The sequence below is a fragment of the Actinomadura sp. NPDC047616 genome (assembly GCF_040642915.1).
Lineage (GTDB): Bacteria > Actinomycetota > Actinomycetes > Streptosporangiales > Streptosporangiaceae > Spirillospora > Spirillospora miaoliensis.
Window position 1 is genome coordinate 143,223 of the sequence record NZ_JBEYTB010000006.1, and the last position, 12,992, is coordinate 156,214.

Sequence of the window (12,992 nt, forward strand, 5' to 3'; positions counted from 1 at the left end):
AGACTCCCCGCACGGCCGGGACTCATCGGCCCGTCGTCACAGGGTGCACAGGAAGTCGTCGAGGATCTCGTTGAACACGTCCGGCCGCGGAGGGCAGGGCGCCGGGGGCTCACGGGTGGTCAGGTGAGGGCCGGGTTTTTGGGGGCTGGGGCGGGTTTGCGGCGGCGGGTCAGGGTGCGCAGGGTCGGTGGGGCCAGGATGAGGACGACGATCGCGCCGAGCAGGGTGGCGGCGATGGGTTCGGTGAGGAAGCCGGTGAGGTCGCCCTCGAAGGTGCGCAGCGCGCGGCGGAAGGCCGGTTCCAGGATGCCGCCGAGGACGAACGCCAGCACCAGGGGGCCGGGTTCGAAGCCGACCTTCTTCATCAGGTAGCCCAGCACGCCGAGGCCCGTCACCAGGAACATGTCGAACACGTTGTTGCGGACGGTGTAGACGCCCAGCATCGTGATCAGGACCGTCACCGGGGCCAGGATCGCCGCACGTACCCGGAGGATCCGCACGAAGATCCCGATGAGCGGCAGGCTCATCGCCAGCAGCAGCAGGTTGCCGACGTACATGGAGTTGACGACGCCCCACACCAGGTCGGGTCGTTCGTCCACCAGCAGCGGTCCCGGCGTGATGCCCTGCAGCATGAGCGCGCCGAACATGACGGCCATCGTGGCGTTCGCCGGGATGCCCAGCGACAGCAGCGGGATGAACGAGGACGTGGCGGCGGCGTTGTTGGCGGTCTCCGGCCCGGCGACGCCCTGGATGGCGCCCTTGCCGAACTCCTCAGGGCGCCGGGCGGCCTTCTTCTCCACCGCGTACGCCGCCATCGACGACATCGTCGCCCCGCCGCCGGGCAGGATGCCCAGGACGAACCCGATGACCGAGCCGCGGGAGATGGCGCCCCGGGACGCGCGCAGGTCCGCGCGCGACGGGTACACCGACCCGACCTTCGCGGCGGGCGGACCCGGACGGCGCAGCGACTCCAGGTTGTAGAGCAGCTCGCCGACCCCGAACAGGCCCATGGCGACGATCACGAAGTCGATGCCGTCGAGCAGCCCGTCGCTGCCGAACGTCAGGCGGGCGGTGCCGACCAGCGGGTCCTGGCCGACGGTCGCCAGCAGCAGGCCCAGCGCGGCCATCAGCAGGCTGCGCGGCACGGACCCGCTGCCCAGGGTCGTCACCATGAGGATGCCGAGCAGCGCCAGCATGGTGTACTCGGCGGGGCCGAAGTCCACCGCGAACCGGGCCACCAGCGGCGTGACGAGGGTCAGCGCGACGATCGCGATCGTCCCGCCGACGAAGGACCCGATCGCCGAGATGCCCAGCGCCGCCCCGGCGCGGCCGCGCCGGGCCATCTCGTGGCCGTCGATCGCGGTGACCACGCTGGACGCCTCGCCGGGCAGCCGCAGCAGCACCGAGGTGATCGTCCCGCCGTACTGCGCGCCGTAGAAGATCCCGGCCAGCATGATGATCGCCGCGGTGGGCTCGATGCCGTAGGTGACGGGCAGCAGCACGGCGATCGTGGCGGCCGGGCCCAGGCCGGGCAGCACGCCGATGACCATGCCGAGGGTGACGCCCAGCAGGCAGTAGAGCAGGTTCGCGGGCTGGAAGACGACCCCGAAGCCGTCGAGCACGGGGGAGAAGTAGTCCATGGTGGGCGTCCTCTACATGTGCACCAGGTGGGGCAGCGACACCCCGAGCGCCGTGATGAACAGCAGGTAGGCGGCCGCGGTGGTGGCGAGCGAGACGGCGACGGTGATCCGCCACGACTCGCGTCCGAGCACCCGCAGCCACAGCACCAGCAGCGCGACGGTGGGGATCTCGAAGCCGACCCGTTCGAACAGCAGCGCGTAGCCGGCGAGCGAGGCCGCGCCGGCGGCGACCAGCGCCGCGTCGCCGGTGAACCGCTCCTCCGCGCCGGTCGGCCGCGACCGCAGAACCAGCGCCGCGGCGAGCACCACCAGGGCCACGCTGACGATCAGCGGCCAGAGCCCGGGGCCGGGGTCGGCCAGGTCGCCGACCCCGAGGCGCCAGGACAGCACCGCCATGACCAGCCCGAACACCAGCGGCACCAGTGCCGCGACGATGTTCTGCCGCCGCGCGTACGACGCGCTCACCGGCGCCGCCCCGTCCCCGTCCACTGCCGTGTCCGGCGCGCTCGGCGAGGACGGGGCGGTGGCCGGGCCTCCGGCGGGCGGCCGGCCGTGCGTGCTCATCTCTGGCCCGTGAGGTCGATGCCGAGGGTCTTGGTCATCGCGGCGAAGTCGTCGCGGCTCTTGGTGAGCTGCCTGCCGACCTCGTCGCCGCCCGCGTCCCAGCGGCCGATGTGGTTGCGCTGCAGGACCTGGCCGTACTCGGGGGAGGCCACGGCCTTGTCGATCGCCTCGGCCAGCTTGTCGCGCACGGCGGCGGGCAGCCCGGCGGGGGCGGCGACGAACCGGCGCTGGTCGACGACGATCTTGTAACCGGACTCGGTGGCGGTGGGCACGTCCGGCAGCGCCTGCGAGCGCCGGCTCCCGAACACCGCCAGCGGCCGCAGGTTGCCCGCCTCGATGTGCTTGACGGCGTCGGCGGGGTGCAGCGCTCCGGCGTCCACCTTGCGTCCCAGCAGCGCGGACGCCAGCGGGGCGCCGCCGTCGAACGGCACCGCGGTGGCGCGCACCTTGGCCAGGCCGAACAGCAGGGCCTGCGCGAGCTGGCTGCCCGTTCCGGCGCCCGTGGTGCCGTAGCGGACGTCGCCCGACTCCACCAGGTCCTTGAGGGTCCTGGCCTTGGAGTCCTTGGGCACGACCAGGACGAAGTCCTCGACGGTCAGGCCCTTGACGAAGGTCATGTCCTCCAGCTTCACCGCGTCGGGGTCCTTGACCATCAGCGGGCCGATCGCGAACAGCGACTGCGGCATCACCGCGACCCGGTAGCCGTCGGGCTTGCCGGAGAAGACGTCCTTGCCGGCGATCTTGCCGTTGGCGCCGGGCTTGTTGACCACGACGGCCTGCGCGCCGAGCGGCTTCTCGATGCTCTTGGCCAGCGCCCGCGTGATCGTGTCGGTGCTGCCGCCGGGCTCGGTCGGCACGGTGAACTCCACCGCGCGGCTGGGGTAGTCCCCGCCGTCGCCGCCGGACGATCCGCCGCCCTCCACCGAGCAGGCGGGCAGCGCGGTCACGGCCAGGGCCAGCGCGGCCCCGGCGGCGAGGAAGCGGCGGCGGGGGAGGACGGTCGGGGCGGTCGCGACGCGGCCGCGTGGTCTCCTCGTCGACATGTTCATCTCCGATTCCTGGTTCACCAGCGGGGCAGGGGTGGCTGGGACCACGAGGGGTCGGCCCGGCGCATCGCGGCCACGTCGTCGCGGTCGCGGAACTCCGGCAGCCGCAGCCAGCGCTCGTGCAGCGCGGCCAGCGCGTCGCGGTCCAGCTCGACGCCGAGGCCGGGGGCGTCGGGGACGGTCAGCGCGCCGCCGGTGAAGACGTGCGGCTCGGTGATCACGTCCTCGGTCTGCCAGGGGCGGTGGCTGTCGCAGGCGTAGGTGAGGTTCGGCACCACGGCGGCGACGTGCGTCATCGCGGCCAGGCTGATGCCGAGATGGGTGTTGGAGTGCATGGACAGGGCGACGTCGTGGACCCGGCACACGGCCGCCAGCTCGCGGGTGGCGTGCAGGCCGCCCCAGTAGTGGTGGTCGGACAGCACCACCTGGACGGCGTTCCTGGCGAACGCCTCGCGGATCTCGCCGAACGTGGTGACGCACATGTTCGTCGCCATCAGCGCCCCGGTGCGGGCGTGGACGGCGGCCATGCCGTCGACGCCGGTCGTGGGGTCCTCCATGTACTCCAGCAGGTCGCCCAGTTCCTCGGCGACGCGCACACTGGTGTCGACCGACCAGCCGCCGTTGGGGTCCAGGCGCAGCGGGTGCCCGGGGAACGCCTTGGCCAGCGCCCTGATCGCCTCGATCTCCTGGGCGGGCTCGAACACGCCGCCCTTGAGCTTGAACGAGCGGAACCCGTACCGGTCGGCGAAGCGCCGCGCCTGGCGGACGATGCCGTCCGGGTCGAGGGCGGCGCCCCAGTCGTCGCGCGGAAGGCCGGCGGCCGGGGCGTCCGCCGCCGGGTGCTCGGCCCAGCGGTAGAACAGGTAGCCGCTGTAGTCGACGCGGTCGCGGACCTTGCCGCCGAGCAGGGCGTGCACCGGCAGGCCGACGGTCTTGCCGAGCGCGTCCAGGCTCGCCACCTCGAACGCCGACACGACGCTGCGCATCAGCTTCTCGTTGGTGCGGCGGCCGCGCAGCCCGGCGGGGTCGAACTCCGCGCCCGTCTCGGGGGTGTCGCCGGTCAGCCCGGCCGCCTCGTAGGCCAGGTCGAGCAGGCCGTTGAGGGCGGTGAGCGGCCGACCGGTCACGGCGGCGGCCAGGGAGCGGGCCGCGGCGAGATAGCCGGTGTCACCGTAGGTCTCGCCGACACCGGTGACACCGGTGTCGGTCTCCAGCTCGACGACGCACCGCGGGGTGTACGGCTGGTGCACGCCGAGCACGTTCAGCAGGGGCGGATCGGAGATCAGGATCGGGGTGACCGTCGCCCTGACGATCTTCGGCACCGGGCGGGACATCGCGGTCTCCTTCGCGGGTTTCCTCGGCGGGGGTGGGAAGGGAGCGGCTCAGCGGGTGGCGCCCACGAGGTCCAGGCCCCTGTCCAGCAGCGCGTCCAGCGCCTCCAGATGCGCGGGTTCGGGGTCGGCGAGCGGCGCCCGCACCGGCCCGACGTCGATGCCGCGCAGCCGGGCCGCGGCCTTGACCAGGGAGACGGCGTACCCGGTGCCCCGGTCGCGCAGCTCGACGAACGGCAGGTAGAACTCCCGCAGCAGCTCCTCCACCCGCGTCCGGTCGTCGGCGCGCAGCGCGGCGAAGAACGTCTGCGAGATCTCGGGGGCGAAGGCGTGGACGGCCGAGGAGTAGGCCGGTACGCCGATCGCGCGGTACGCCCGCGCCTGCATCTCGGCGGTGGCGGCGCCGTTGAAGAACAGCCATTCCGGCGGTGCGACGAGCCGTACCCGCTGCAGCCGGTCCAGGTCGCAGTGGCCGTCCTTGAGGCCGATCACGTTCGGGATCGCGGCCAGGTCCGGGACGCTGGACGCCGCGATCCGCACCTGCGCGCGCTGGTACACGATGATCGGCAGGTCGGTGCTCGCGGCGACGCGCCGGACGTGCTCGACGATCCCGTGCTGCGGCGCCTCGGTCAGGTACGGCGGCATCAGCAGCAGGGCGTCGGCGCCGGCGCGTTCGGCGTGGGCGGCGAAGCGGGCGGCCTGCGCCCAGCCGTACCCGGCGCCCGCCACCACCGGCAGCGCGCCGTCCGCCTCCTCGACGGCGATCGCGACGCACGTCTCGTACTCCGGCTCGGACAGGGAGAAGAACTCGCCGGTGCCGCAGCAGGGGAACAGCGCGCCGGGACGCGCCGCCACCTGGCCGCGCACGTAGGCGCGGTAGGCGTCCGGGGCGAGCCGGCCGTCGGCGTCGAACGCGGTGAGCGGAAACGACAGGACCGCCGTGTCCATGCCGCGGCGCAGCCGCTCCACGACCGTGGCGACCCGTTCCGTCCGCTGCGCCTCGTCCATATACGTTTCAGTCAAGCCGTCTCCATATGTAGACGAACGAACGCGTGGCGAACACTTTGGCTCCCCTTCTGGTATGTTGTCAATGATCAATCGGATCTTTCCGCCAGCGGACGTGAACGGGGTGTGATGAGCCGACCCTCCTCCGACGGACCGGCCTTCTCCGGCGGAAGCGGCGACGCGGCCGACGGCGCGACCGCCAAGGCGGCGCAGACCGGCGGCGTGCGGGGCGTGAAGTCCGCGGCGCGCACCGTCGAGCTGCTGGAGCTGCTGGCGTCGCGGCAGAACCGCCCGGCCCGCCTGCGCGAGCTGAGCGAGGCGCTCGGCGCGCCGCGCAGCAGCGTGTACGCGCTGATCCGCACGCTGGTCGAGCACGGCTGGGTGCGCAGCGACCCGTCCGGGACGCTCTACAGCATCGGCATCCGCGCGCTGCTGGCCGGCACCACCTACCTGGACACCGACCCCTACCTGCGGATCGTCCAGCCGCACATCACCGACCTGAGCGCCGAGCTGGACGAGACGATCCACTTCGGCCGGCTCGACCGCACCGACATCGTCTACCTGGCGACCAGGGAGTCGCACCGCTACATCCGCCCGTTCAGCCGGGTCGGCCGCCGCCTGCCCGCCTACAGCACCGCGATGGGCAAGGCCCTGCTGGCCGAACGTCTCGACGCCACCGCCCCCGGCGCCGGGGTGGACCCGCACGTCCCCCGCGAGCTCACCCCGCTCACCCCCCACACGCTGACCGACCACGACGCGCTGCTGCGCGACCTGGAACTGACCCGGCGGCGCGGGCACGCGATCGACAACGAGGAGAACTACGCCGGGATCACCTGCTTCGGCCTCGCGCTGCGCTACACCAGCCCGGCCACCGACGCGATCAGCTGCTCGGTGCCGATCGCCGGGCTCGACGAGGACCGCAGGCGGGAGATCCTGGCCGCGATGGAGCGCACCCGGCTGGCCATCGAGCGGATGGCCCCGGTCGACCCGTCCGCCGCCGACCTGGCCGCCGGCATCTGAGGCGGGGACGGAGGCGGTGGGGGCCGGCGCCACGGCGTTGCTGCTGCTCGCCGGCGTCGCGTCCGGCCTGGCCGGGTCGGTCGCGGGCCTGGCGTCGCTGTTCAGCTACCCCGCGCTGCTCGCCGTCGGGCTGCCGCCGGTGGCGGCCAACGTCACCAACACCGTGGCGCTGTTCTCCACCACGGTCGGCGCGGCCGCCGGGTCGCGCGCCGAACTGCGCGGCCAGCGGCGCCGCACCGTCAGACTGGTCGCGCTCGCCGCCGTGGGCGGAACCCTCGGCGCCGCGCTGCTGCTGAGCACGCCGGAAGGCGTCTTCGAACTCGTCGTGCCCTGGCTGATCGCCCTCGGCTCGGTGCTGCTGCTGGCCCGCGACCGGCTGCGCGCACTCGCCGACCGGCGCGCCATGGCCGCCGGCACCGCCCCGCGCGGCGCGCCGCTGACGGTGGCCGTCGTGCTGATCGGCCTGTACGCCGGGTACTTCGGCGCCGCGGCGGGCGTGCTGATGCTGGCCGTGCTGTCGGTGTCGGCGACCGAGCCGCTCGCGGTGACCAACGCGGTGAAGAACCTCGCCACCGGCGGCGCCAACCTCGTCGCGGCGATCGGCTACGCCTTCTGGGCCCCGGTCGACTGGACCGCCGCCGCCGTGCTCGCCTGCGGCGCGCTGGCCGGCAGCTGGACCGGTCCCGCGCTCGTCCGGCGGCTGCCGGAGCGGCCGCTGCGCGTCGCGATCGCCCTCGCCGGCCTCGGCCTGGCCGCGCACCTGTGGCTGACGGCCGTGCACTAGACCCCCGGAGTCGACCACCCCGACAAGGAGCTGCGATGACGACGACCGACCGCATCGTCCGGGTCCGCCTGTCCTCGGTCCTGCTGCCGCTGGACACCCCTATCAGCGACGCCAAGGTGCTGACCGGACGGCAGAAGCCGATGACGGAGGTGGCCCTGCTGTTCGCAGAGATCGACACCGCGGACGGGCTGCACGGGCTCGGCTTCGGCTACTCCAAGCGGGCCGGCGGCCGCGGCCAGTACGCGCACGCCGGGGAGATCGCCGCCGAGCTGCTCGGCGAGGACCCCAGCGACATCGCCCGGCTGTGGGAGAAGCTGGTCTGGGCCGGCGCGTCGGTCGGGCGCAGCGGACTGTCCACCCAGGCGATCGCCGCCCTGGACATCGCGCTGTGGGACCTGAAGGCCAGGCGCGCCGGGCTGCCGCTGGCCAAGCTGCTGGGCGCCTACCGCGACTCGGTGCGCTGCTACAACACCTCCGGCGGGTTCCTGCACGCCCCGCTGGACGAGGTCCTCGCCAACGCGACCGCCGCGGTCGGACGCGGCATCGGCGGCATCAAGATCAAGGTCGGTCATCCCGACGCCCGGGTGGACCTGGCCCGGGTGAAGGCCGTCCGCGACAGGCTCGGCGAGGACGTCCCGCTCATGGTGGACGCCAACCAGCAGTGGGACCGGCCCACCGCGCAGCGCCTCGGCCGGGCCCTGGAGGAGTACGCGCTGACCTGGATCGAGGAGCCGCTGGACGCCTACGACCACGCCGGTCACGCCGCGCTCGCCGCGTCCCTGGACACCCCGATCGCCACCGGCGAGATGCTCACCAGCGTCGCCGAGCACGCCGAGCTGATCCGCGCCGGCGCCGCCGACATCATCCAGCCCGACGCGCCCCGCATCGGCGGCATCACCCCGTTCCTGCGCCTGGCCGCGCTGGCCGACCACCACCGCCTGCAGCTCGCCCCGCACTTCGCGATGGAGATCCACCTGCACCTGGCCGCCACCTACCCGCAGGAGCCGTGGGTCGAGCACTTCGAATGGCTGGAACCGCTGTTCAACGAACGGCTGGAGATCCGTGACGGCCGCATGATCGTGCCGGACCGCCCCGGCCTCGGCCTCACCCTCAGCGACCGCGTCCCCGGCTGGACCGCCGACTCCTGCGAATTCGCCTCCTGAACCCGACCTCCGGGCCGTGCCCGTCCGGCCGTCGGACCGGAATTCGGGCTGATCGGTGCGCGCCGGAGGGAAGGCCATATCCGGCCCGCGATGACCGCGCTCCGCGAAATGCGGCGCGGTCTCGCGGGCCGTCGCGCGAAGTGTGCGGCCGACTGTCGTCCCCGGGTACCCGGATGATCACCAAAATGACCTGTCGGAGTGGCGCGTGAACACATCCGCGTGCCGGGCCGGCGGGCGGCAACGGCAGATCATGCAGTGGTGTTCACGGGTTTGTTGGCGAGCATTGCCCGGCGCCGTTCTGGTGCAATGAGAAAACGTCGCGTCACGCGGGAACGGCGATTCCTGTTCGGTCGAGTCATTCCCCCGGACCGGTGCCCGAGCCTGCGGAGAAACCGGTCCGTGCGCGACCGCCGGGACGACAGGAAGGAGGCTCAATGCGCCGGATTCGCGCGCTCGTCGCCGGGCTGACACTGCTGGCGGGATTCGTCGTCGCCCAGCCGGCACAGCCGGCGCTCGCGGCGCCCAACTTCAAGGCCCCGTTCCCCTGCGGGCAGACCTGGACCTACAGCCACCATTCGGCGGAGGTCAGGCAGGCCCTCGACTTCGTCCGCTCCGGCGGCACCACGGCGGGCACGCCGGTACTGGCCTCGGCCGCGGGCACCGCCTACAACTACTACCAGGCCAATGGCGCGGGGAATTACGTCGTCATCGACCACGGCGGCGGCTGGAAGACGTATTACTTCCATCTCGCGTCCTACGGAGTGGCCAACGGAACCTACGTCTCGCAGGGCCAGTCGATCGGCACCACCGGCTCGACCGGCAACAGCAGCGGCGCGCACATCCACTACGAGCAGCTCTACAACGGGGCGGGCCAGGTCATCAGCATCAACGGCGTGTCGCTGGCGCCCTACCCGGGCTCGTACAACCAGAAGTACCTGACCAGTGACAACGGTTGCGGCGGAGGCGGCAAGTACTGGGTCGACACGTTCGCCAACGCGACCGGGTACCGGGACGCCTTCATGAACGACCCGCAGGGCCTGCTGTACGCGGGCACCAACTACGTGTACTGCAAGGTCTGGGGCGCCGAGGTCCGCGTCGGCGACCAGTACAACCACTGGTGGCTGAAGACCGACCTCGACGAGGTCTACGCCGGAAAGAACGGCCGGGGCGCCTACGTTTCCGCCTATTACCTGAAGCGGTGGGGCAATGACGAGGCCAGGGACAACAACGGCACCGTGATACCCAACTGCTGACCACCGGCGCCCGGAGAGGACGCCCGGAGAGGACGCCCGGAGAGGACGCCCGGAGAAGACACGCGGAGCACGCAGGAGAAAGCGCCCGGCTCGTCCCCCGTCGAGCCGGGCGCTTTCGGCTCGGTCACCCGAAGACGCCGCCGAGTCCGTCGCGGAGCAGGGTGAAGGCGTGCCGGGCGGCGGCGACGGCGGCGGGGTGCCGCTCGTCGGCCGACGTCCCGGCCACCAGGTGGGCGTTGTTGTCGTTCGCCAGGACGCGCTGGACGGCGGTGATCTGCGACGCCGTCAGCCGCGCGGTGAACGCGGCGTCCGGCCCGGCACCGGCCGCCGCACCGGCCGCCTCCGCCAGGGCCTCGGCGAGCGCCGCCTCGCTGCGCGCGTGATACCGCAGCAGCCCGGTCGCCAGCGCGGGCGTGTCGCGGATCATCCGGTAGAGGGCGAGCGTCTCGGGGCGGTCGCACAGCCCGGTCACCGGGTCCCTGCGGTCGAGCCCGTCGAGGAAGTGGTCGCGCAGCGCGGCCAGCGGAGGCACCTCGGGCGGGCGCCCGCGGACGACCTGGGCGTGCTCGCTCTCGTGGTCGGCGACGCGCTCCAGGACCAGGTCCTCCTTGCTGGGGAAGTACGCGAACAGCGCACGCCGCGAGACCTCCGCCGCCTCGGCGATCTGCGCCAGCGACACCGGCTCGTAGCCGTGCTCCAGGAACAGCCCGATGGCGGTGTCGGCGATCTTCTTGCGGGTGCGCCGCTTCTTGCGCTCGCGCAGCCCGACGGTCCCGTCGTCCACCCCGCGAGCGTAGCAGCGACGGACTCCGGTGCAAAGTTGCACCCGACTTCGCTTTGTGTCAGTGTCGGCGGCGCCGAGCGAAGGAGGCACGCATGATCGAGGCGCAGTCCGGCGGTCGCGGGGACACGCCGCTGGTGTTCGTCCACGGCGGGTCGGCGTCGTGGCGAATGGGGAAGGACTTCCTGGACGCGCTGCCTGACCGCGTCCGGTGGTGGGCCGTCGACCTGCCCGGTCACGGGGCGTCTCCGTGGACGCCCGGACGCTACGACCTGCGCGGCGTCGGCGCGGCGCTCGCCGAATGGGCGGCCGGGCACCTGGACCGTCCGGCGTGGTGGTACGGCCACTCCTACGGCGGGCAGGCCGCGCTCGCGGCGGCGGGCGTGCGCCCGGACGCGTTCGCCGGGCTGGTCATCGGGGACGCGCCGCTGGCGCCCGCCCGGATGTACCGGCTGCTCGACCGCATGTCCGGCACCTTGCGGCGGTGGCAGGGGTGGTGCGGCCGTCCGGAGGAGGAACTGTTGCGGCTGCTCGGCGCCGAGGACGCCGGCGGCGGCCGCACACGCGCCGAGGTCCTCGGCGCCGCCCATCCCTACCTGGTCGGCCAGGCCGCCGCCCTGCACCGGCACGATCCGGCATTCATCGAGGCGCTGCTCACCGAGTCCCAGCAGGTGTACGGACATCTCGGCCAGGCGGGCGAGTGGATCGCCGGAGTGCCGGGGCCGGTGCTGCTGCTGCGGGCCGACCCCGCCGTCATGTCGCTGTCAAGCGCCGATGACGAGGCACTGGTCCGGGCGGCCGCACGACACCCCGCCGTCACCACCGTCAGCGGTGTCGGCCACGGCCTTCACCAGTTCGCCCCCGCCGAGGTGGCCGCGACGATCAGCGCCCTCATCCCGTGAACGCACGGGTTCCCGCCGACACCGCTCCAGCCGCGAGATGGCGACCCCTCCGGCGCCGCCCTCGTCGCACCGACCTCGGCCCCGGGGCCCAGCACGCCGGCTGGGAGCAACCGGCCGGTCTCAGGCGGAGCGGAGGGCCGCGGCGACGTCCTTGCGCAGGCGCGGCAGCGTCGGGGCGAACTCGTACCCGCAGCAGTCGGTGTCGTTGAACTTCATGTGCGGGACGATCGCCTTCTTCGGGTCGAGGTCGTACTGGCCGCACAGCCAGGCGAGCAGCTCGGTGAGCGAGTCCAGGAGGCGGCGGGGCGGCATGACCGAGTTGTAGGTGCCCTCGCACTCGATGCCGACGGTGTAGCCGTTGGCTCCGGCGACGTGCGTGCCGATCACCATCCGGCCCCTGCGGGCGGCGGCGAGACTGCCCTTGCGGCCCTCCATGATGTGACCGCCCCGGCTGATGGTGAAGTGCTGGCCGGTGTCACCCCATCCCTGTCCCATGTGCGCGCCCTGGATCGAACGCGCGATCCGGTAGCCCTGCCGCAGCGAGTAGTCGGTGACGTTGGGGGTGAACGTGTGGTGCACCACGATGTACTCGGGCGCGCGGGACAGCACGGTCGCCCGCCGGTAGGGCGTGCGCGCTCCCCAGTCGTCGGTCGAGTGGATCAGCGGGGCGCCGCCACCCGACCTACGCGATCTTCGGGACGGCCGGGACTCGCCGTCCCGGGCGGCCTGCGTCCGCTCGGTGTCGTCGATGGTGTTCGCCGCGTTCGCCACCTCGTGTTCGGCCGACGGGCCCAGCGCCGCGGCGACGCCGAGGGCCGCGCTCCCCAGCAGGACTCCACCGCCCAGCAGCACCGAGCGACGCGGCATCTCGGCGGGCCAGGGGTCGGTGCGACGGTGCTTGCCGTTCGGATTCATGGGGGAGTTTTCCTTCCAGGGAACTGGTCTGACGGAATGCGGGCAGCGGAAAAAGAGCAGGCGGCGAAGAACGAGTGGGAAAAGGGGATGAGGCTGCGCCGGGAACGTCGAGCCGCGCAGAAAACGGCTCTGTTCGCCAGTGGCGAGGAAGTGTCGGTGACCCGGTGCCGGCGGCGGAGACGCCGCCGCGAGGGGCGCGGGCGCGCAGCGCGGACGAGGAGAACGCGCGGGCGTGCGAGCTAGGGCGGAACCGCCCCGTCTATCAGGGCGTTCGCGTCTTCATGAGGTGGCTGCGCCGTCGGGCGGGGGTGGCGGGCCTGCCGAGCCGCGGGGGCTCCTTCATGTCCTCTCCTCTCCTTGACTGCCGACCGGGTTAGCTGACGGGTTCGGACCAAGGAGCGGCCCTACCGCGGTTGTGCCGCGGATTCACCCCGAAGAACTGATGGGTCCCCGGTTCCCAGACGTCCAGCGCCATGGGATTAGGCGTTCCGCCGGACGGTTCCCGTCGCGGTGGGCCGGACGGCGGAGTACCACGGACCATAGGAGATGAGGCAAAGAGCTCGCAAACCGCCAAAGGTAAAATCTAAA

General features: G+C 72.7%; 12 protein-coding genes and 1 riboswitch. Of the genes, 5 read left to right on the forward strand and 7 right to left on the reverse strand.

What is annotated here, in order from left to right:
- Positions 1 to 119: 119 nt before the first annotated feature.
- From ABZ801_RS16405 to ABZ801_RS16425, 5 genes are read right to left on the reverse strand one after another with little or no spacing between them, the layout of a single operon-like run.
- The gene (locus ABZ801_RS16405; RefSeq protein ID WP_344943422.1) at positions 120 to 1,640 is read right to left on the reverse strand and encodes a tripartite tricarboxylate transporter permease; all 1,521 of its coding nucleotides are present in this window, start codon (positions 1,638 to 1,640) and stop codon (positions 120 to 122) included.
- Between the two features lie 12 nt (positions 1,641 to 1,652).
- A complete protein-coding gene (locus tag ABZ801_RS16410; protein ID WP_360698420.1) occupies positions 1,653 to 2,204 on the reverse strand; it encodes a tripartite tricarboxylate transporter TctB family protein in 552 nt (183 codons plus the stop codon).
- Entirely contained in the window at positions 2,201 to 3,253 is a 1,053-nt protein-coding gene (locus ABZ801_RS16415; protein WP_360698422.1) for a tripartite tricarboxylate transporter substrate binding protein, read from the reverse strand. The genes ABZ801_RS16410 and ABZ801_RS16415 overlap by 4 nt, the downstream gene beginning before the upstream one ends.
- A gap of 14 nt (positions 3,254 to 3,267) precedes the next feature.
- A complete protein-coding gene (locus ABZ801_RS16420) occupies positions 3,268 to 4,584 on the reverse strand; it encodes a glucarate dehydratase family protein (protein ID WP_360698424.1) in 1,317 nt (438 codons plus the stop codon).
- A 48-nt stretch (positions 4,585 to 4,632) separates the two neighbouring features.
- Positions 4,633 to 5,604 carry a 5-dehydro-4-deoxyglucarate dehydratase gene (locus ABZ801_RS16425; protein ID WP_360698426.1) on the reverse strand — a complete coding sequence of 324 codons (972 nt, stop codon included), beginning with the start codon at positions 5,602 to 5,604 and terminating at the stop codon, positions 4,633 to 4,635.
- A 111-nt stretch (positions 5,605 to 5,715) separates the two neighbouring features.
- On the opposite strand from ABZ801_RS16425, the gene ABZ801_RS16430 reads away from it, so the two are divergent.
- The 4 genes from ABZ801_RS16430 (at position 5,716) to ABZ801_RS16445 (ending at position 9,806) form a co-directional block, all read left to right on the forward strand.
- Positions 5,716 to 6,606: an IclR family transcriptional regulator gene (locus ABZ801_RS16430; RefSeq protein ID WP_360698428.1), complete on the forward strand. Its 891-nt coding sequence runs from the start codon at positions 5,716 to 5,718 to the stop codon at positions 6,604 to 6,606.
- A gap of 16 nt (positions 6,607 to 6,622) precedes the next feature.
- The gene (locus ABZ801_RS16435) at positions 6,623 to 7,390 is read left to right on the forward strand and encodes a sulfite exporter TauE/SafE family protein (protein ID WP_360698430.1); all 768 of its coding nucleotides are present in this window, start codon (positions 6,623 to 6,625) and stop codon (positions 7,388 to 7,390) included.
- Between the two features lie 35 nt (positions 7,391 to 7,425).
- Positions 7,426 to 8,553 (forward strand): mandelate racemase/muconate lactonizing enzyme family protein, encoded by a 1,128-nt coding sequence (locus ABZ801_RS16440; protein ID WP_360698432.1) that lies wholly within the window; start codon positions 7,426 to 7,428, stop codon positions 8,551 to 8,553.
- 434 nt (positions 8,554 to 8,987) lie between these two features.
- On the forward strand, positions 8,988 to 9,806 hold the full coding sequence (locus tag ABZ801_RS16445; RefSeq protein ID WP_344943442.1) for a M23 family metallopeptidase: 819 nt from the start codon (positions 8,988 to 8,990) through the stop codon (positions 9,804 to 9,806).
- A 124-nt stretch (positions 9,807 to 9,930) separates the two neighbouring features.
- Here ABZ801_RS16445 and ABZ801_RS16450 read toward each other — a convergent pair whose 3' ends face one another.
- Positions 9,931 to 10,590, reverse strand: a complete 660-nt coding sequence (locus tag ABZ801_RS16450) for a helix-turn-helix domain-containing protein (protein ID WP_360698434.1) — start codon at positions 10,588 to 10,590, stop codon at positions 9,931 to 9,933.
- A gap of 92 nt (positions 10,591 to 10,682) precedes the next feature.
- Here ABZ801_RS16450 and ABZ801_RS16455 point away from each other — a divergent pair, with 92 nt between their 5' ends.
- Positions 10,683 to 11,489, forward strand: coding sequence for an alpha/beta hydrolase (locus tag ABZ801_RS16455; protein ID WP_360698436.1), 807 nt, complete (start codon positions 10,683 to 10,685; stop codon positions 11,487 to 11,489).
- 120 nt (positions 11,490 to 11,609) lie between these two features.
- Here ABZ801_RS16455 and ABZ801_RS16460 read toward each other — a convergent pair whose 3' ends face one another.
- The gene (locus ABZ801_RS16460; RefSeq protein ID WP_360698438.1) at positions 11,610 to 12,404 is read right to left on the reverse strand and encodes a peptidoglycan recognition family protein; all 795 of its coding nucleotides are present in this window, start codon (positions 12,402 to 12,404) and stop codon (positions 11,610 to 11,612) included.
- A 346-nt stretch (positions 12,405 to 12,750) separates the two neighbouring features.
- Positions 12,751 to 12,900, reverse strand: a riboswitch (cyclic di-AMP (ydaO/yuaA leader).
- Positions 12,901 to 12,992 lie beyond the last annotated feature (92 nt).